This is a genomic window from Mesorhizobium sp. M1312 (genome assembly GCF_040318115.1).
Lineage (GTDB): Bacteria > Pseudomonadota > Alphaproteobacteria > Rhizobiales > Rhizobiaceae > Mesorhizobium.
Genome location: NZ_JAMYLQ010000002.1, coordinates 215342 through 234687 on the forward strand (window position 1 = coordinate 215342; position 19346 = coordinate 234687).

The window sequence follows — 19346 nt, forward strand, 5'->3', positions numbered from 1 at the left end:
GGTTTCCGTCAACCCTTCATCATGTTCACGTCTTCGACCGCGATCGAACCGCGGTTGCGGAAGAAGACGACGAGAATGGCGAGGCCGATCGCCGCTTCAGCCGCTGCGACCGTCAGCACGAAAAGCGCGAACACCTGTCCGACGAGGTCGCCGAGCGCTGCCGAGAATGCGACGAAATTGATGTTGACCGCGAGCAGGATCAGCTCGATCGACATCAGGATAACGATGATGTTCCTGCGGTTGAGGAAGATGCCGAACACGCCGAGCGTGAACAGGATCGCCGATACGGTCAGATAATGCGCGATGCCGACGACCATCTCAGATTCCTTCGCCTGTCTTGACCTTGCGGATCTCCATTCCCGTTGCCGGCGTGCGGCCGACCTGGGCTGATATCGACTGCCGCTTGATGCCCGGCTTGTGGCGCAGCGTCAGCACGATGGCGCCGATCATGGCGACCAGCAGCACAAGGCCTGCAATCTGGAAATAGTAGAGGTAGTCCGTATAGAGGATGTCGCCGAGCGCTGCCGTGTTCGAGCGCACGGCAAGGTCCGGAATGGGCTTCGAAACCGTCGCGGCCAGTTGCGGCGCGAACGTATAGCCGCCGAGCACCACGATCAGTTCAGCCGCCAGGATCAGCCCGACCAGCGCGCCGATCGGCGCGTATTGCAGGGCGCCTTCCTTCATTTCGGCGAAATCGACGTCGAGCATCATGACGACGAACAGGAACAGCACCATGACCGCGCCGACATAGACGACGAGCAGGATCATCGCCAGGAACTCGGCGCCGGTCAGCATGAACAGGCCCGCGGCGTTGAAGAAGGTCAGGATCAGGAACAGCACCGAATGCACGGGATTGCGCGCCGAAATGACCATGAACGCCGACGCCACCGCGACAAAGGCGAAGAGGTAGAAAAAGGCCGCCTCTAGTCCATTCAGCATGGGTTCCCCCGGGTTCCTGTCCAAACAGGACGTTCGTCCTGTTTGTTGTGTGGCTTCGTTCCGCCTCCGGTGCCGAAGCCGCGTGTTCCTTAGACGAGGCCCTTCGCCCCGTCCATGCGTCAAATGTCAGCGATACGGCGCATCCAGCGAGATGTTGCGCGCCAGTTCGCGCTCCCAACGGTCGCCATTGGCCAGCAGCTTGTCCTTGTCGTAATAAAGTTCCTCGCGCGTCTCCGTCGCGAATTCAAAATTCGGCCCCTCGACGATGGCGTCGACCGGGCAGGCCTCTTGGCAGAAGCCGCAATAGATGCACTTCACCATATCGATGTCATAGCGCACCGTGCGGCGGGTGCCATCGTTGCGGCGCGGGCCGGCCTCGATGGTGATCGCCTGCGCCGGACAAATCGCCTCGCACAGTTTGCAGGCGATGCAGCGTTCCTCGCCGTTCGGGTAGCGGCGCAGCGCATGCTCGCCGCGGAAGCGCGGACTGGTCGGCCCCTTCTCATGCGGATAGTTGATCGTCTCCTTCGGCGCGAAGAACTGGCGCATCGACAGGAAGAAAGCGCTGACGAAATCCTGCAGAAGCAGTGACTTTGCGGCTTGGGCTAGAGCAGACATCACGCAAACCCCGTGATCTTGAGGAACGCGGCGACAATCACCACCATCGCCAGCGAGATCGGCAGGAAGACCTTCCAGCCGAGCCGCATCAGCTGGTCGTAGCGGTAGCGCGGCACGAAAGCCTTCACCATGGAGATCATGAAGAACACCAGGCAGACCTTGAGCACGAACCAGATCAGACCCGGCACCCAGGTGAAGGGAGCGAAGTCGAAGGGCGGCAGCCAGCCGCCGAGGAACAGGATGGTGGCCAGCGCGCACATCAGCACGATGGCGACATACTCGCCGAGGAAGAACAGCAGGAACGGCGTCGACGAATACTCGACCATGTGGCCGGCAACGAGTTCCGATTCGGCTTCCACAAGGTCGAAAGGCGGGCGGTTCGTTTCGGCCAGCGCCGAGATGAAGAAGATCACGAACATCGGGAACAGCGACAGCCAATGCCAGTCGAGGAAGGTGTTGGGCAGGCCGACCCGGGTGCCCAGCCCATCCTGCTGCGACAGCACGATATCGGACAGGTTGAGCGAGCCGACGCAAAGCAGCACGGTGACGATGACGAAGCCGATCGAGACTTCGTAGGACACCATCTGCGCCGCCGAGCGCAGCGCGCCGAGGAACGGGTATTTCGAATTGGACGCCCAGCCGCCCATGATCACGCCATAGACCTCGAGCGAGGAGATGGCGAAGACATAGAGGATGCCGACATTGACGTTGGCGATCGCCCAGCCCTCATTGACCGGTATCACCGCCCAGGCCGAGATCGCCAGCACCGCCGAAACGAGCGGCGCCAAGAGAAAAACGCCCTTGTTGGCGCCGGACGGGATCACCGGTTCCTTGAACACGAACTTCAGAAGGTCGGCGAAAGCCTGCAGCGTGCCCCATGGGCCGACGACGTTCGGGCCGCGGCGCAACTGCACCGCCGCCCAGATCTTGCGGTCCGCATACAGGATGTAGGCGACGAAGATCAACAGCACGACGATCAGCACGACCGACTTCAACAGGATGAGCAGCGCCGGCAGCACGTAGAAGGAGAAGAAGGTGTCCATGCTTATTCCGCCGCCTGCCTAAAACCGTTTTTCGCCAGCGCCGAGCACTCCGCCATCACCGCGGAAGCCCGCGCGATCGGGTTGGTCAGGTAAAAATCCTTGACCGGCGAGGTGAAGGCGCCCTTGTCCAGTCGTCCGCCGAGCTTCGCCACCCTGGCGATATCGTCAGCATTGCCGGCCGCGACCTGGTCGATGCGGGCAAGATGCGGGTATTCCGAATAGAGTTTCGCACGAAGCTGCGGCAGCGAATCGAACGGCAGCTTTTTGCCCAGCACATCCGACAGTGCCCGCAGGATCGCCCAGTCCTCGCGCGCATCGCCCGGCGCGAAGCCGGCACGGTTGGTCTGCTGCACGCGGCCCTCGGTGTTGACGTAGGTGCCCGACTTTTCGGTATAGGCGGCGCCCGGCAGGATGACATCGGCGCGGTGCGCGCCGTGGTCGCCATGCGTGCCGATATAGACGACGAAGGCGCCGACGGTCTTGGCCATGTCGATCTCGTCGGCGCCGAGCAGGAACAGCACGTCCGTGTCGCCCAGCATGCCGGCGACGTTCTTGCCGCCCTCGCCCGGCACGAAGCCGACGTCGAGACCGCCGACACGCCCCGCCGCAGTGTGCAGCACGGCAAAGCCGTTCCAGTCGGCTCTCGCGGCATTGACGGCCAGGCTAAGCTTCGCCGCCTGGCCGAGCGCGGCGGCGCCGTCCGAGCGCGACAGCGCGCCCTGGCCGACGATGATCAGCGGATGGGTCGCATTCTTCAGCACCTGGAAGAACTTGCCGTTGCCGTCGGCCAGATCCTTCAGCGATTCCGTTCCGGCTCCGAGCTGCTCATAATCGTAGCGCGTATCGCCGACATCGCCGATGACGCCGACCGGCAGGTTGCCGACCCGCCAGCGCTTGCGGATGCGGGCGTTGAGCAAGGAGGCCTCGAAGCGCGGATTGGCGCCGATGATCAGCACCGCGTCGGCCTGCTCGATGCCCTCGATGGTCGGGTTGAAGATATAGCTTGCCCGGCCGAGCGACGGATCGAGCGCGGCACCATCCTGGCGGCAGTCGGTGTTCTTAGAGCCGAGCGAGGCCATCAGCAGCTTCAGCGCATAGATCTCCTCGACGGCGGCAAGATCGCCTGATATGGCGCCGATCTTGTCGGATGCGGTGTTCGACACCGCTTCCTTGATCGCGGAGAAAGCCTCGGCCCAGCTTGCCGGGGTCAGCTTGCCGTTCTTGCGGACGTATGGCCGGTCGAGGCGCTGGGTGCGCAAGCCGTCCCAGATGAAGCGGGTCTTGTCGGAAATCCACTCCTCGTTCACCGCCTCATTGGTGCGCGGCAGGATGCGCATCACCTCGCGGCCTCTCGAATCGACACGAATCGCCGAGCCGACGGCGTCCATCACGTCGATGGATTCGGTCTTGGTCAGCTCCCACGGCCGAGCCTGGAAGGCATAGGGTTTGGAGGTCAGCGCACCGACCGGGCAAAGGTCGATGACATTGCCCTGCAGTTCCGAGGTCATCGCGCTTTCGAGATAGGTGGTGATCTCGGCATCCTCGCCGCGGCCGATCAGGCCGAGTTCGGAAATACCGGCAATTTCCGTGGTGAAGCGGACGCAGCGCGTGCAGTGAATGCAGCGGTTCATGATCGTCTTGACCAGCGGCCCGATATACTTGTCTTCGACCGCCCGCTTGTTCTCGTGATAGCGCGAGGAATCGACTCCGAACGCCATCGCCTGGTCCTGCAGGTCGCACTCGCCGCCCTGGTCGCAGATCGGGCAATCGAGCGGATGGTTGATCAGCAGGAATTCCATCACGCCTTCCCTGGCCTTCTTGACCATTGGGGTGTTGGTGAAAATTTCCGGCGTTTCGCCATTCGGTCCGGGGCGCAGGTCGCGCACGCCCATGGCGCAGGACGCCTGCGGCTTGGGCGGCCCGCCCTTCACCTCGATCAGGCACATGCGGCAATTGCCGGCGATCGACAGCCGCTCATGGAAGCAGAAGCGCGGCACTTCCGCGCCGGCGCCCTCGGCTGCCTGCAGCAGCGTGTAGTGGTCGGGTACAGTAATCTCTTTCCCGTCGACCTTGAGCTTTGCCATGTCGTCTCAAACCCCTGCGGACATTCCGCAATCTTTCTTTCCGGGCGCAGCCGAAACCGCGCCCGGCATTGAATTCAATGTTTGGCCGCGGCCAGCATCGCCGCCTGGCCAAGCCAGTCGTCGCGCTCGATGCGGCGCTTGAACGACAGATAATCGTCGACCCAGGCGATCTCTTCCGGCGTCCATGCCGCGATCTGGCCGTATGTCCAGATGCCCAAGCCGTTCAGCACCTCTTCCAGCTTCGGCCCGATCCCCGATATCGCCTTGAGGTCGGCCGGATTTGCCGGACGATCCATGGCCTTGGGCTGCTTGAAATCCTCGGGCATCAACCCGGCCGGTGCGGCATCCACATCCGTCACGGTTCGTGCATCACCGATACTGTTCGCCGCTATGTCATTCACGTCCCTGGCGAAGGACTGCGCCTCTGCGATCAGGGTTTTCGTCGCCGCACGCGCCTTGGTCGAGGAGCTTGTCCCTGTCTTCGAAAAGCGTTCGACCCTGGCATCGAAATCGTCGACGATCGGCTGGAAGAGCCGCTGCGAGGCCTCGGCGGCGCCCGAGAGCACGCCCATCCATATCCCAAAGGCGTGATTGGCAAGCCCGATACTGAGCGCCGACATCGCTGCCGCACCCGCGACAGGGTGCGCCAGGAGATTGACGGCGCTCGCCATCTCCTTCGGCATCATCCTGGTCAGGTCCTGGTTCATCTTCTCGAACGGATCCAAATCTGGCATCAAATGATCGGGTCTCGAATGCAGCGACATAGGTGGTCTCCTGGTCGTTTCTTCCGTATGCCCCGGCCTGTTTCCTCAAATCGGGCACTCGCCCGCATTCCAATCGGGCATTCGCCCTTCTTTCAAATTCTTGTCTATTCCGCCGCGACCATCACCGGCTCTGCCCGGTGCGCGTTGCGGGAAAACTCGTCGATACGCCGCTCCACCTCACCCCGGAAATGCCGCATCAGGCCCTGGATCGGCCATGCCGCCGCATCGCCCAGCGCGCAGATCGTGTGGCCTTCGACCTGTTTGGTCACGTCGAGCAGCATGTCGATCTCACGCTTCTGCGCCTCGCCGCGCACCAGCCGCTCCATCACCCGCCACATCCAGCCGGTGCCTTCGCGGCACGGGGTGCACTGGCCGCAGCTCTCGTGCTTGTAAAAATAGGAAAGCCGCGCGATCGCCTTCACGACATCGGTCGATTTGTCCATGACGATGACAGCCGCCGTGCCGAGGCCCGATTTTAGGTCGCGCAGCGCATCGAAATCCATCGGCGCGTCGATGATCTGCTCCGCCGGCACCAGCGGTACCGAAGCGCCGCCCGGAATGACCGCCAGCAGATTGTCCCAGCCACCGCGAATGCCGCCGCAATGCGTCTCGATCAGCTCGCGGAACGGGATCGACATCGCCTCCTCGACGGTGCACGGATTGTTGACGTGACCGGAGATGCAGAACAGCTTGGTGCCGACATTGTTGGGCCGGCCGAAGGACGAAAACCAGGCAGCGCCGCGGCGCAAAATGGTCGGCGCCACCGCGATGGACTCGACATTGTTGACCGTCGTCGGGCAGCCATAGAGGCCGACATTGGCCGGAAATGGCGGCTTCAGCCGCGGCTGGCCCTTCTTGCCTTCGAGGCTTTCGAGCAGCGCCGTTTCTTCGCCGCAGATATAGGCGCCGGCGCCATGGTGCATGTAGATGTCGAAGTCGTAGCCCGACGTGTTGTTCTTGCCGATCAGCTTGGCCGCATAGGCCTCGTCGATAGCGCGCTGCAGCGCCTCGCGCTCGCGGATGAACTCGCCGCGCACATAGATGTAGGCGGCGATCGCGCCCATGGCGAAGCCGGCGATCAGGCAGCCCTCGACCAGCGTGTGCGGGTCGTGGCGCAATATGTCGCGGTCCTTGCAGGTGCCGGGCTCGGATTCGTCGGCATTGACGACGAGATAGCTCGGCCGGCCGTCGCTCTGCTTGGGCATGAACGACCATTTCAGCCCGGTCGGGAAGCCGGCGCCGCCGCGGCCGCGCAAGCCTGATGCCTTCATCTCGTTGACGATCCAGTCGCGCCCCTTGGCGATGATGCCAGGCGTGTTGTCCCAGGCGCCACGCGCCATCGCGCCGGCCAGTGACTTGTCGAAGCGGCCGTAGATGTTGTTGAAGATGCGGTCTCTGTCCTGAAGCATTGTTCGTTCCTCAGACCGGTTTCTTGCCGAAGACGCGGATATATTCGGCGACCCCGCCCTTGGCGAGCGCCTTGGCCTGCTTGACCCAGTCTCCGCGCTCGATGCGGCCACGGAGACTGAGATAACCGTCGACCCACTCGCGCTCGGCCTTAGTCCATGAAGCGACTTGCGCGTAGGTGAAGATACCAAGCGAATGCAGTATGCCTTCGGTTCTCGGGCCGACCCCCGAAATCAGCTTGAGATCGTCGATCAGTGCCGGCTTTGCGATGCCGGCCGGACGGTTCTTGTCCTCGAGCGAAGGCTTGGCAGGCTTGACGGTTTTTTTGCCGGCAGCGCCGATCGGCGCTTCCTTCAACTCCGGCGCCTTGAAAGCGGCCGCTGGCGCAGCCTTGGTCTTGGGACCGCTGCGCTGTTTCGAGACCTTTTCGACTTCCGGCGCGGCCTTGTTGGCGTTGGCCGCCGAATGCGGCGGTGCTGCGACGCTCGCCGCCTTTTCCGTCTCTGGTGCGACCTTTGCAGGAGAAGGCGTCTCCAGCGCCGGGCTGGTTTCGGGCGCATCGGTCTTCGGCTTGCTGGCTTTCGACGGCGCAACGGGGGCAGCCGGTGCCTGTACGGCCGGAGCCGCCGGCGTCGCGACAATTGCCGCTGGTGCTGCCTCCCTGGCGGCCTTGGCCGCCGCCTTGGCTTCCCTGTCGCGGGTTGTCTTCAGGATTGCCTTTTCGCTCTTCAGCGTCGTCAGACCGGTGATCGGCTCGGAGGTGATGCGGCCATTCTGCGGCCCCGGCATTACCGAGGCGCCTTTGCCGGCATCATAGAGGTCGATGATCTCGGCAAGCCGTTCCGGCGTCAGGTCCTCGAACGTATCCTTGAAAATCATCACCATCGGCGCGTTGACGCAGGCGCCGAGGCATTCCACCTCTTCCCACGACAGCGTACCCTTGTCGTTGGTATGGAATTGGTCGTGATGGATCTTCGACCGGCACACATCCATCAGCGCTTCCGAGCCGCGCAGCATGCAAGGCGTGGTGCCGCAGACCTGGATATGCGCGCGGGTGCCGACCGGATTGAGCTGGTACTGCGTGTAGAAGGTCGCGACTTCGAGCCCCCTGATGTAGGGCATACCGAGCATGTCGGAGATCGTCTCGATCGCCGCCTTGGTCACCCAGCCTTCCTGCTCCTGTGCCAGCATCAGCAACGGGATGATCGCCGACTGCTCGCGGCCCTTCGGATACTTCTTGATCCATTGCTTCGCCGCTGCCGCATTCGCCCGGTTGAAGGCGAAGGAGGCTGGCTGGAGGCTGGCTTCTGCGAGACGGCGGACTGACATTTAGCGATCGACCTCACCAAACACGATGTCGAGGGAACCGAGAACGGCGGTGACGTCGGCGAGCATGTGGCCGCGGCACAGAAAGTCCATGGCTTGCAGATGCGCGAAGCCGGGCGCGCGCAGCTTGCAGCGATAGGGCTTGTTGGTGCCGTCCGAGACCAGGTAGACGCCAAACTCGCCTTTCGGCGCTTCGACCGCCGCATAGACCTCGCCGGCCGGCACGCGGTAGCCTTCGGTGTAGAGCTTGAAGTGATGGATCAGCGCTTCCATCGAGCGCTTCATCGCCGCACGCTTCGGCGGCACCACCTTGCCGTCGAGATTCGACACCGGCCCCGTGCCTTCCTTGCCGAGCAGCAGGTCGACGCACTGGCGCATGATTTTCGCCGACTGGCGCATCTCTTCCATGCGAACGAGGTAACGGTCGAAACAGTCGCCGTTCTTGCCGATCGGGATGTCGAAATCCATCTCGGCATAGCATTCATAGGGCTGCGACTTGCGCAGATCCCAGGCGACGCCCGAACCGCGTACCATGACGCCCGAAAAGCCCCAGGCCCAGGCGTCGGCCAGCGAGACGGTGCCGATGTCGACGTTGCGCTGCTTGAAGATGCGGTTGCCGGTCAGCAGTGAATCGAGATCGTCGAGCGATTTCAGGAACGGATCGATCCACTTGCCGATATCCTCGACCAGCTTCTGCGGCAGATCCTGGTGGACGCCGCCGGGCCGGAAATAGGCCGCATGCATGCGCGAGCCACTGGCCCGCTCATAGAACACCATGAGTTTTTCGCGCTCGACGAAGCCCCACAGCGGCGGCGTCAGCGCGCCGACATCCATCGCCTGTGTTGTCACATTGAGAATGTGCGACATGATGCGGCCGATCTCGCAATAGAGCACGCGGATGAGCTGGCCGCGCTTCGGCACCTCGATGCCGAGCAGCCGCTCGGCGGCCAGCGCGAAGGCATGCTCCTGGTTCATCGGCGCGCAATAGTCGAGCCGGTCGAGATAAGGCACCGCCTGCAGATAGGTTTTGGCTTCGATCAGCTTTTCAGTGCCGCGATGCAACAGTCCAATATGCGGATCGACGCGATCGACGACTTCGCCGTCGAGCTCCAGCACGAGGCGCAAAACGCCATGCGCTGCAGGGTGTTGAGGTCCAAAGTTGATGTTAAAATTACGGACGGAGGTTTCAGCCATTCTGGCGTCTCAATTCGTCTTGGCTTTCTCGTCGCCCGGCAGAACGTAGTCCGTCCCTTCCCATGGCGAGAGAAAATCGAAATTGCGGAATTCCTGCTTCAATTCCACCGGCTCGTAGATGACCCGCTTGGCCTCGTCGTCGTAGCGCACCTCGACGAAACCGGTCAGCGGAAAATCCTTGCGCAGAGGATGACCCTCGAAACCGTAATCGGTCAGAATCCGCCTGAGATCGGGATGGCCCGAAAACAGCACGCCATAGAGATCGTAGGTTTCGCGTTCGAACCAGTCGGCGCCGGGATAAACGCCGGTGATCGACGGCACTACCGTCTCCTCGTCGGCCTGAACCTTGATGCGGATGCGAATATTCTGCTTCGGCGACAGCAGGTGATAGACGACGTCGAAGCGCTTGGCCCGCGACGGATAATCGGCGCCGCAGACGTCGATGATCGAAATGAACTGGCATTTTGGATCGTCGCGCAGGAAGGTTACCACCTCGACCAGATCGTGCGGCTCGACCGAGATGGTGAGTTCGCCATAGGCAAACACCGCATCGCCGATCCGGCCGCTCAGCTTCTCGCCGAGATAGGTCGAGAGTTCATTCAGGCTCATCATCCCGCTCACCGCTCGATCGTGCCGGTGCGGCGGATCTTCTTTTGCAACAGAAGGATGCCGTAGAGCAGCGCTTCCGCACTCGGCGGACAGCCGGGCACGTAGATGTCGACCGGCACAACGCGGTCGCAGCCGCGCACAACCGAATAGGAATAGTGGTAGTAGCCGCCGCCGTTGGCGCAGGAGCCCATCGAGATGACGTAGCGCGGCTCCGGCATCTGGTCGTAGACCTTGCGCAGCGCCGGCGCCATCTTGTTGGTCAGCGTGCCGGCGACGATCATAATGTCCGACTGGCGCGGCGACGCGCGAGGAGCAACACCGAACCTCTCCGAGTCATAGCGCGGCATCGAGGTGTGGATCATCTCGACCGCGCAGCAGGCAAGACCGAAGGTCATGAACATTAGCGAGCCGCTGCGGGCCCAGGTGATCAGCGCCTCGGTCGAGGTGACGAGAAAACCCTTGTCTGCAAGCTCGTTGTTGATCTCGAGGAAGAAAGGATCATTCGCCCCCACCGGCTTTCCGGTGCTGGGGTCGAGAATGCCTTTTGGCTTCGGCGCGACGAGCGTGCCGGAATTGTCGCTCAATCCCATTCCAGCGCTCCTTTCTTCCATTCATAGGCAAAGCCGATGGTCAGCACCGCCAAAAACACCATCATCGACCAGAAACCGAGCATGCCGATCTGGCTGAAAGACACTGCCCATGGAAACAGGAAGGCCACCTCCAGATCGAAGATGATGAACAGGATCGACACCAGGTAGAAGCGGATGTCGAACTTCATGCGGGCGTCGTCGAACGAATTGAAGCCGCACTCATAGGCGGAAAGCTTTTCCGGATCGGGGTTGCGGTAGGCCACCAGGAAGGGTGCGGCAAGCAGCGCCAGGCCGACAACCAGCGCCACACCGATGAACAGGACGATGGGCAGGTACGAACTCAACAATGCGTTCATGCTGCAGCTTTCCGTTGGCGGCCAATCCACTCTGATTACAGCACCGGACCCACTTGCGGAAGCGTGACAGTTTAACCACTGAACCGTTTAGGAGGCTCTATGCTGCAACGCGGCGAGGGTTAGCGCAGGGCTTTCGGCGAAGCAAGTCAAACCTTGTTCAAAACACGGTCCTGGACGGCATATCCGGATAAACTGGTCTCTCCGGTTTGATTTCCTTCGCTTTTTACTCCACTTTCCTCTCCTGACATAGATGCCGCCAAAACCCTGCTAGCATGGCGCGGAATCATCGTCCCAACCTTTGGTCGAAAGCCAACAGAGTGCCGTCTGCATGAAGGAAAAAATCTCGCTCGCCATGGCCCGGCGCATCGCGCTGGCCGCACAAGGGTTCACCGATCCTCGCCCCAACGGCACGCCTGATCGCCGCCATCTGGCCCGTGTGCTTACCCGCACCGGCCTGCTGCAGATCGATTCCGTCAGTGCGGTGGTGCGCGCCCACTATATGCCGCTCTATTCGCGGCTTGGCCCTTACCCGCTTGCGCTGCTCGACAACGCCGCCGTGACGCGCAAGCGCACGGTCTTCGAATACTGGGCGCACGAAGCCTCATTTCTGCCGGTTGAAACCTATCCGCTGATGCGCTGGCGCATGGAGCGGGCCGAGCGCGGCGAGGAAATGTATAACGGCCTGGCCAAGTGGGGCCGCGAACGCGCCGCCTACATTGAAGACATCTATCGCGAGGTCATTGATCGCGGCCCGATCGCTGCATCGGCTCTCGAAGGCCAGAAAGGCTCGGGCGGCTGGTGGGGCTGGAGCGACGCCAAACATGCTTTCGAATGGCTGTTCTGGGCCGGCCGCATCACCACGGCGTCACGTCGCGGCTTCGAGCGGCTCTACGATCTGCCGGAACGCGTGCTGCCGCCGACAATACTCAGCTTGCCGGTGCCCTCCCCTGAGGATGCGCACCGCGAATTGCTGCGCATCTCCGCCCGCGCCCACGGCGTCGCGACAGCAGGCGACCTGCGGGACTATTTCCGCCTCTCTCCCGCCGACATCAAGGGCCGCATCGAAGAACTGGTCGACGCCGGCGACCTCTTGCCGGTGAGCGTGGAAGGCTGGGACAAGCCGGCCTATCTTCACAAGGACGCCCGTTTTCCGCGCAAAATCGAGACGCGCGCGCTGCTCGCTCCGTTCGATCCGGTTGTCTTCGAACGGGCGCGTACGGAAAGACTGTTCGACTTCCGCTATCGCATCGAGATCTACACCCCTGCCGAAAAGCGCCAATACGGTTACTATGTGCTGCCGTTCCTGCTCGGCGAAAAGATCGTGGCGCGCATCGACCTCAAGGCCGACCGCCCGGCCGGCGTGCTGCGTGTCCATGCCGCCTATGCCGAGCCCGGCGCGCCGCCGCAAACCGCCGCCGAACTCTTCGAGGAATTGAAGCTGATGCAGGGTTGGCTCGGCCTGGAACGCATCGAGGTGACGCCTGCGGGGGATCTTGGTTCGGCTCTCGCCAATATCGCCGCGCCGTAGACGTGCGTTGACACGACTGCCTGCACAAGCCTAAATCCGGTTCAGACGGTCTCCTCTCGGCAAAGGGAGGAGCCAAGAGGGAATGCGGTGCGAAATTCCGATTTCAAATCCGCGGCTGTCCCCGCAACTGTAAGCGACGAGCCAAGGCCGAAAACCACTGGGACGGTCCCGGGAAGGCGGCACCAAGGCGATGACCCGCGAGCCAGGAGACCTGCCGTCTAGGACATAAGAATCCGATCGCCTGGCGGGTTTTCCGGGCAAGGAGCCTGATTTGGAACGCGACAGCAGTTTTTCGGCTGAGACAGCGGGCGCATTGTCCGGCGATAGTGATGCCTTAGCCGGCGTCACGGTGATCGTCTGCGCCTCGTGCCGCGATGAGACCGGCTCCGATGGCCATCCCCGCGCCGGCGAACTGCTTGCCGACGACACGCGCCGCGCCGTATCCGGCGAAAACATCCAAATCCGCACCGTCGAATGCCTCGGCAACTGCAAGCGCCGGCTGAGTGCCGCGATCCTGCGCGACGGCTGCTGGAGCTATGTCTTTGGCGACCTGACCGCGACCAGCGGCGCCGATCTCGTCGCCGGCGCAAAGCTCTTCGCCACCTCGACGGACGGCCTCATTCCATGGCGCGGCCGCCCCGACTGCCTGAAGCGCGGCCTCGTCGCCCGCATTCCTCCCCTCGACCTTTTGAAGGATCAGATATGACCACTTCCGTCTCCCGCGTGCCCTGCACCGTCGTCACCGGCTTCCTCGGCGCCGGCAAGACGACGCTGATCCGCCATCTGCTCGAAAACGCCGGGGGCAAGCGGCTGGCCATCATCGTCAACGAGTTCGGCGACATCGGCATCGACGGCGAAATCCTGAAAGGCTGCGGCATCGACACCTGCCCCGAGGAAAATATCGTCGAGCTGGCCAATGGCTGCATCTGCTGCACCGTCGCCGATGATTTCGTCCCGGCGCTCGACAAGATCCTGTCGCTGATGCCGAGGGTCGACCATATCCTGATCGAGACCTCCGGCCTCGCTTTGCCGAAGCCGCTGGTCCAGGCCTTCCAGTGGCCGACGGTGAAGAGCCGGGTGACAGTCGACGGCGTCATCGCCGTGGTCGACGGACCGGCGCTGGCAGGTGGCCGCGTTGCCAACGACATGGACGCCCTCCAGGCGCAGCGCGCGCAGGACGAGATGCTCGACCACGACGATCCGGTCGAGGAGGTATTCGAGGACCAGCTCGCCTGCGCCGACCTGATCATATTGTCGAAGAGTGACCTGATGGACGCCGCCGGCTCAGCCCGTGCCAATGCCATCATCGGCGAGCACACCGCGCGCGCCGTCAAGATCGTGCCGACCTCGCAAGGCAAGGTCGATCCATCTGTGCTGCTCGGCCTCGGCCTCGCCGTCGAGGACGATATCGAGAACCGCAAGACCCACCACGACGACGAGCTCGACCACGAGCATGATGACTTCGACTCCTTCGTCATCGACATTCCGTCGATCGCCAATCCCGATGAGCTGGCTTTGCGCGTCGCCACCGCGGCGGAGGAAGAAAACGTGCTGCGCGTCAAGGGTTTCGTCGAGGTCGGCGGCAAACCGATGCGGCTGTTGCTGCAGGCCGTCGGTCCGCGCGTCAATCACTATTACGACCGCGCCTGGACCGCTGAAGACGACCGCCGCTCGCGTCTCGTCGTCATCGGCCTCAAAGGGCTGAACCGCCCGGCCATCGAGCGTATCCTCGCCGGCTGACCTCGGGCACGAGCCGCGATGCACATCCTCACCACAACATCCGCCTCGCTCGACGATCTCGCCGAGCCTGTTGACCTCAGGCAGACGCCTGCGGATGTCGTGGCGCTGTCCTTCACCGACAGCGATCTGGCCGGGCTGGCGGCGGCGTGGACGGCGGACGCGGATCGCTTGCCGTCGATGCGGCTGGCGGCTTTGCGCGATCTGCGCCATCCGATGTCCGTCGACCTGTGGATCGACAGCGTCGCCCGGCACGCGAGGGTTATTTTGGTGCGCATCCTCGGCGGTTACGACTGGTGGCGCTACGGCTGCGACCAGCTCGCCTCGACCGCCCGCGCACGCGGCATAAAACTGGCGCTGCTGCCCGGCGAATGCCGCGACGAGGATCTGCGGCTGATCGAATGCTCGACGCTGCCGCGCGAGGAACTCGAGGGCCTGCTCGATTATTTTCGCGAGGGCGGCCCGGAGAATATGACGGCATTGGTGCAGAGGCTGGCAAGTCTCGCCGGATCAGGTGTGGCGCTCGCTGAACCTGTCAGCGTGCTGAAAGCGGGCTACTATCAGCCGGGACGCGGTGCCGTCCCCCTCCCCCTTGAGGGGAGGGTCCGGCGGCAGGCCGGGGGTGGGGTCGCCTGTGAAGCGCGCCAACAGCAAAAAACGTCGAGCACTGCCGCAACGACCCCACCCGGCCCTGCGGGCCACCCTCCCCTCGAGGGGGAGGGTGATGTCGTGCCAATTCTCTTCTACCGCTCGATGTTGCTCGCCGCCGATGTCGCGCCCATCGACTCCCTTTTTGAAGCCCTGCGGCAGCGCGGTATGGCCCCCGTGCCGATCTTCGTCTCGAGCCTCAAAGACCCGGCATCGCTCGCCTTTGTCGAAACCGCGCTTGCCGCGCTAAACCCTGCCGCCATCATCACGGCCACGGCGTTCGCCTCCGGCGCCGAGCCCGGTGTCGAAACCCTGTTCGACCGTGCGGGTGTGCCGGTATTCCAGGTCATCGTCGCGACGACACGCCGTGACATCTGGCAAAACAATCAGCGTGGCCTCGCGCCCGCCGACCTCGCCATGCACGTCGTCCTGCCCGAGCTCGACGGCCGCATCCTTGCCGGCGCCATCTCCTTCAAGGGCGAGGTCGAAACCGACGCCGCACTGGCCTTCCGCGCCTTCGCCAACCGGCCGGAGCCAGATAGGGTGGCGCAGGTGGCGAACCGTGTCCAAGCCTTCATCCGCCTGCAGCGTACGCCGCGCGCGGAACGCAAGCTGGCCATCCTGATCCCCGACTATCCGAGCGCCCCCGGCCGCACCGGCTACGCCGTCGGCCTCGACGTGCCGTCCAGCGTGCTGGCAATGCTGCACGACTTGAGCGAACAGGGCTACACCGTTGAAGGGAATCCGCAAACGCCGCGCGCGTTGCTGGATGAGTTAGAGCGTGGTGGCGAAGGGTTGGGGCTGGAGGACTATCTGGCCTTCTCCACGGAATTGCCGACGGCTGCAATCGCTGCGGTAGAGGCGGCTTGGGGGAATGCGGAAGATGAGACAGGTCTGCGCCAGGCACCCCCCTCTGTCCTGCCGGACATCTCCCCCGCAAGGGGGGAGATTGGCAGCTTCAACAACGGCTCTCTCTTAACACCCTTAGTAGTTGGCGAAGGCAGAGACGACCGCGCAATCTCCCCCCTTGCGGGGGAGATGTCCGGCAGGACAGAGGGGGGTGTTCAAGCGCTTACCGCGGCAAAATTCCCCTTCCGCGCCGCGACCTTCGGCAACATCACCGTGGCCGTCGCGCCCGATCGCGGGCGCTCAGTCGACCGCCGCGCCGACTACCACGACCCGACATTGCCACCCCGTCATGCGCTGATCGCCTTCGGCCTCTGGCTGCGCAAGACAGTCGGCGTCCATGCCCTCATCCATATCGGCGCCCACGGCACACTGGAATGGCTGCCCGGAAAAACCGTTGCACTCAGCGAAACCTGTTTCCCCGAGATCGTCACCGGCCCCCTGCCCGTCATCTATCCCTTCATCGTCTCCAACCCTGGCGAGGCAGCACAGGCCAAGCGGCGCATTGCCGCCGTCACTCTCGGTCATTTGCCGCCGCCGCTGACCGGCGCCGGGCTGGACGAGAACCAGCACCAGCTTGAACGGCTGGTCGACGAATATGCCCAGGCTGACGGGCTCGACCGCCGCCGCCGCGACCGCCTGGCGAAGCTGATCGTCGAAACCGCGCAAAAGACCGGCCTCGCCTCCGAAGCCGGCGTCGCCGGAACCGACGCACCCGATGAAGCGCTGCGCCGCATCGACGCCTGGCTCTGCGACCTCAAGGATTTCGCCGTCAAGGACGGCCTGCACATCTATGGCCGCTCGCCCGAGGGCGAAACCGATCCGCTGCGCCAGCAAAGTGCGGCGGCGGAGAAGTCTGCGCTGATCGCGGCCCTCGACGGCCGCCATGTCGCTGCAGGTCCTGCCGGCGCGCCGGCGCGTGGCCGGCGCGATGTCCTGCCGACCGGCCGCAACCTGTTCACATCAGACCCGCGCACCCTGCCAACGCCGACATCCTTCGATCTCGGCAGGGCGGCCTCCGACGAGGTCTTGCGCAGCTACATGCAATCGCATGGCGACTGGCCGCGCTCGCTGGTCATCGACCTGTGGGGCTCGGCCTCGCTGCGCACCGGCGGCGAAGAGATCGCGCAAGGGCTGGCGCTGATGGGCTGCCGGCCGCAATGGGATTCCGCCACCGGCCGCGTCACCGGCATCGAGGTGCTGCCGCCAGCCACCCTTGGCCGGCCGCGCGTCGATGTCACCTGGCGCATTTCAGGCCTGTTCCGTGACATGTTCCCGACCCAGATCGCGCTGATCGATGCGGCCGCCAACGCCGTCGCCGCCCGCGACGAGGACGCTTCCGAAAACCCGCTCGCAGCCAAGACCCAGGCCGACGGGAAGATCAGCCCGCGCATTTTCGGCACCTCGCCCGGCACCTACGGCGCCGGCGTCGAGGATTTGCTGTCGAGCGGCGACTGGGCCGCGCGCGAAGAGATCGGCCGCGCCTATCTCGAGGCCACCTCGCATGCCTATGGCGGCGCTGAGGGCGAAGGTATTTTGGCGCCCGGCGCTTTCGAGGGCCGCGTTGCCGAGGCCGACCTTCTCGTCCACACCGGCGACGATCCCGGCCGCGACATTTTGGAAGGTTCCGCCGACGTCGCCTTCATCGGCGGTTTTTCAGCGGCGCTTGCGGCACTCGGCAAGAACGCCGACGTGATCGTCCTCGACACCACGGACCCGCAAAAGCCGAAGCCGCGTTCGATCAGTGACGCCGTGTCCCGGGTCGTGCGCGCGCGTGCCGTCAATCCGCGCTTCATTGCCGGCCAGATGCGGCACGGCCCGCGCGGCGCCTCGGAATTCGCCGAGACAGTCGACCGACTGGTCGGTTTCGCCGAGACCACCCATGCCATATCTGGCACGCTGATCGAGGCCGTGCACGACGCCTATCTCGGCGACCCCCTGGTTCGCGCCTTCATCCTGCGCGAAAATCCTTCCGCCGCGAAAGTCATCGCCGAGCGCTTATTGTCGGCACGGCGGCGCGGTCTGTGGCACCCGCTGCGCAATTCCATCGACGACGATCTCGCCGCCTTGATCGCCGAAGCCCAGGGGGTGGCGGCATGAACGCCTTCTCCCGACGCGGCGCCTGCCCCGCTCTGTCCGCGCCGATGGAGACCGGCGACGGTCTTCTGGTGCGGCTCAACCCGGTCGCTGGAGGACTCTCGTCGAAATCCTTGATCGGACTCGGTGAATCGGCCTTGCGGCACGGCAACGGCATCATGGAAGTGACCGCCCGCGGCAGCTTGCAGATACGCGGGCTGACGCCGGCGAGCGCGCAGCTGCTGGCGATGGAGGTCGACACTCTCGGCATCGCCGTGCGCACCGGCGTGGCGGTGGAGCACGGACCGCTGGCGGGGCTGGATCCGGAAGAAGTTGCTGACCCGCGCCCATTAGCCGAACGCATTCGTGCAGCGATCGAGGAAGCAGGCCTTCCGCCACGCCTTGGCCCGAAGGTTTCGGTGATCGTCGACGGAGGTGGACAGTTGGCTATGGATGTGGTGACAGCCGATGTGCGGCTGGCTGCGATCAGAACCGACGCGGGCGTCCGTTGGCTGGTAGCCGTTGGCGGCGACAGAAAAAATGCGTCGCTACTCCTCATAGTCGAGGAAGATGCTGCCCGGGATATCGCCGTCGCGATTCTAAGGATGGTTGCCGAAAAAGGTCGCGAAGCCCATGCAAGGAATTTGACGGAGAGACAGCTCACATCTCTCGCCAGTTGGCACTCCGTCCCACCCCCCTCTGTCCTTCCGGACATCTCCCCCGCGAGGGGGGAGATTGAGCTCTCATCACCGCTTTCGCCAACCACTGGCGTTGCAGGACGAGTGGCGGCGTCCGAACTGCCGATCTCCCCCCTTGCGGGGGAGATGTCCGGCAGGACAGAGGAGGGTGCGCAGGAATGCGCGCCTCTCAAATTGTCTGAACCAATACCTTCGCCGATCGGCCTCTTTCCTCTCGCCAGCGACACGGTCGCCCTTGGCATCGGCCTACCCTTCGGCAGCATGCCCGCGCAAAAACTCATCGAGCTCACGCAACACGCCCTCGCCTTCGGCGCGACCGAAATCCGCTTGGCGCCGGGCCGCGCGCTGCTTTTCATCGGCCTTTCGCCGATCGCCTGCCACTCACTTCAGCAAGCCGCCGCCACCCTCGGCTTCGTCACCGACGCAGCCGATCCGCGCACGAAAATCGCCGCATGCCCGGGTGCTCCCGCCTGCGCCTCCGGCCTGATCGCGACGCGCGACGTCGCCGAGACCATCGCGGCCGAAAACCTCGACATTCTCGATTCGTCGTTCACCCTGCACATTTCCGGTTGCGCCAAGGGCTGCGCCCATCCCGGCCCGGCGGCACTGACGCTGGTCGGCGGCGATAACGGAGCCGGACTTGTCGTGGACGGGACGGCAAAGGCCCTTCCTGCCGGATACAGCCCAAGCTATGACGCCGCGCGCGGCGTTGGCCGCGTTGCCGCAGCGATCCGCCGCGCACGACTTCGAGGCGAGACCACCGCCACCTGCCTGGCAAGGCTTGGCGCGGCCGGTGTCACCGAACTCTACCGACAGGAATGAA

Annotated in this window: 17 protein-coding genes and 1 riboswitch; of the genes, 5 read left to right on the forward strand and 12 right to left on the reverse strand. The window is 63.9% G+C overall.

Annotated elements, in window-relative coordinates; all coding sequences use genetic code 11:
• Window positions 1-8: 8 nt before the first annotated feature.
• From nuoK to NKH36_RS03785, 12 genes are all read right to left on the reverse strand, one after another.
• On the reverse strand, window positions 9-317 hold the full coding sequence (gene nuoK / locus NKH36_RS03730) for an NADH-quinone oxidoreductase subunit NuoK (protein WP_023798863.1): 309 nt from the start codon (window positions 315-317) through the stop codon (window positions 9-11).
• A 1-nt stretch (window position 318) separates the two neighbouring features.
• Window positions 319-939 (reverse strand): NADH-quinone oxidoreductase subunit J, encoded by a 621-nt coding sequence (locus NKH36_RS03735; protein ID WP_352960147.1) that lies wholly within the window; start codon window positions 937-939, stop codon window positions 319-321.
• A gap of 126 nt (window positions 940-1065) precedes the next feature.
• A complete protein-coding gene (nuoI, locus tag NKH36_RS03740; RefSeq protein ID WP_023798861.1) occupies window positions 1066-1557 on the reverse strand; it encodes an NADH-quinone oxidoreductase subunit NuoI in 492 nt (163 codons plus the stop codon).
• The gene (gene nuoH, locus NKH36_RS03745; RefSeq protein WP_023798860.1) at window positions 1557-2600 is read right to left on the reverse strand and encodes an NADH-quinone oxidoreductase subunit NuoH; all 1044 of its coding nucleotides are present in this window, start codon (window positions 2598-2600) and stop codon (window positions 1557-1559) included. The genes nuoI and nuoH overlap by 1 nt, the downstream gene beginning before the upstream one ends.
• A 2-nt stretch (window positions 2601-2602) precedes the next feature.
• On the reverse strand, window positions 2603-4684 hold the full coding sequence (nuoG, locus tag NKH36_RS03750; protein WP_352960149.1) for an NADH-quinone oxidoreductase subunit NuoG: 2082 nt from the start codon (window positions 4682-4684) through the stop codon (window positions 2603-2605).
• A 74-nt stretch (window positions 4685-4758) separates the two neighbouring features.
• Window positions 4759-5448, reverse strand: a complete 690-nt coding sequence (locus tag NKH36_RS03755) for a helix-hairpin-helix domain-containing protein (RefSeq protein ID WP_352960151.1) — start codon at window positions 5446-5448, stop codon at window positions 4759-4761.
• Between the two features lie 104 nt (window positions 5449-5552).
• Window positions 5553-6857, reverse strand: a complete 1305-nt coding sequence (nuoF, locus tag NKH36_RS03760) for an NADH-quinone oxidoreductase subunit NuoF (protein WP_352960153.1) — start codon at window positions 6855-6857, stop codon at window positions 5553-5555.
• Between the two features lie 10 nt (window positions 6858-6867).
• The gene (locus NKH36_RS03765; protein ID WP_352960155.1) at window positions 6868-8184 is read right to left on the reverse strand and encodes an NADH-quinone oxidoreductase subunit E; all 1317 of its coding nucleotides are present in this window, start codon (window positions 8182-8184) and stop codon (window positions 6868-6870) included.
• Entirely contained in the window at window positions 8185-9375 is a 1191-nt protein-coding gene (locus NKH36_RS03770; RefSeq protein ID WP_352960157.1) for an NADH-quinone oxidoreductase subunit D, read from the reverse strand. It abuts the gene before it with no gap.
• Window positions 9376-9384: 9 nt separating this feature from the next.
• The gene (locus tag NKH36_RS03775) at window positions 9385-9984 is read right to left on the reverse strand and encodes an NADH-quinone oxidoreductase subunit C (protein WP_192363002.1); all 600 of its coding nucleotides are present in this window, start codon (window positions 9982-9984) and stop codon (window positions 9385-9387) included.
• Between the two features lie 8 nt (window positions 9985-9992).
• On the reverse strand, window positions 9993-10574 hold the full coding sequence (locus NKH36_RS03780; RefSeq protein WP_027156092.1) for a NuoB/complex I 20 kDa subunit family protein: 582 nt from the start codon (window positions 10572-10574) through the stop codon (window positions 9993-9995).
• Window positions 10565-10930 (reverse strand): NADH-quinone oxidoreductase subunit A, encoded by a 366-nt coding sequence (locus NKH36_RS03785; protein WP_023798850.1) that lies wholly within the window; start codon window positions 10928-10930, stop codon window positions 10565-10567. The genes NKH36_RS03780 and NKH36_RS03785 overlap by 10 nt, the downstream gene beginning before the upstream one ends.
• Window positions 10931-11258: 328 nt before the next feature.
• Between NKH36_RS03785 and NKH36_RS03790 the strand changes: the two genes are divergently transcribed.
• From NKH36_RS03790 to cobG, 5 genes are all read left to right on the forward strand, one after another.
• Entirely contained in the window at window positions 11259-12458 is a 1200-nt protein-coding gene (locus NKH36_RS03790) for a winged helix-turn-helix domain-containing protein (RefSeq protein ID WP_352960159.1), read from the forward strand.
• Window positions 12459-12487: 29 nt separating this feature from the next.
• Window positions 12488-12691, forward strand: a riboswitch (cobalamin riboswitch).
• A gap of 38 nt (window positions 12692-12729) precedes the next feature.
• Entirely contained in the window at window positions 12730-13164 is a 435-nt protein-coding gene (locus NKH36_RS03795) for a DUF1636 family protein (protein ID WP_352960161.1), read from the forward strand.
• Window positions 13161-14198, forward strand: coding sequence for a cobalamin biosynthesis protein CobW (gene cobW, locus NKH36_RS03800; protein WP_352960163.1), 1038 nt, complete (start codon window positions 13161-13163; stop codon window positions 14196-14198). Before NKH36_RS03795 ends, cobW begins: the two co-directional genes overlap by 4 nt.
• An 18-nt stretch (window positions 14199-14216) precedes the next feature.
• The gene (locus NKH36_RS03805) at window positions 14217-17849 is read left to right on the forward strand and encodes a cobaltochelatase subunit CobN (RefSeq protein ID WP_352960165.1); all 3633 of its coding nucleotides are present in this window, start codon (window positions 14217-14219) and stop codon (window positions 17847-17849) included.
• Window positions 17846-19345 carry a precorrin-3B synthase gene (gene cobG / locus NKH36_RS03810; protein ID WP_502911954.1) on the forward strand — a complete coding sequence of 500 codons (1500 nt, stop codon included), beginning with the start codon at window positions 17846-17848 and terminating at the stop codon, window positions 19343-19345. The genes NKH36_RS03805 and cobG overlap by 4 nt, the downstream gene beginning before the upstream one ends.
• Window position 19346: the final 1 nt, after the last annotated feature.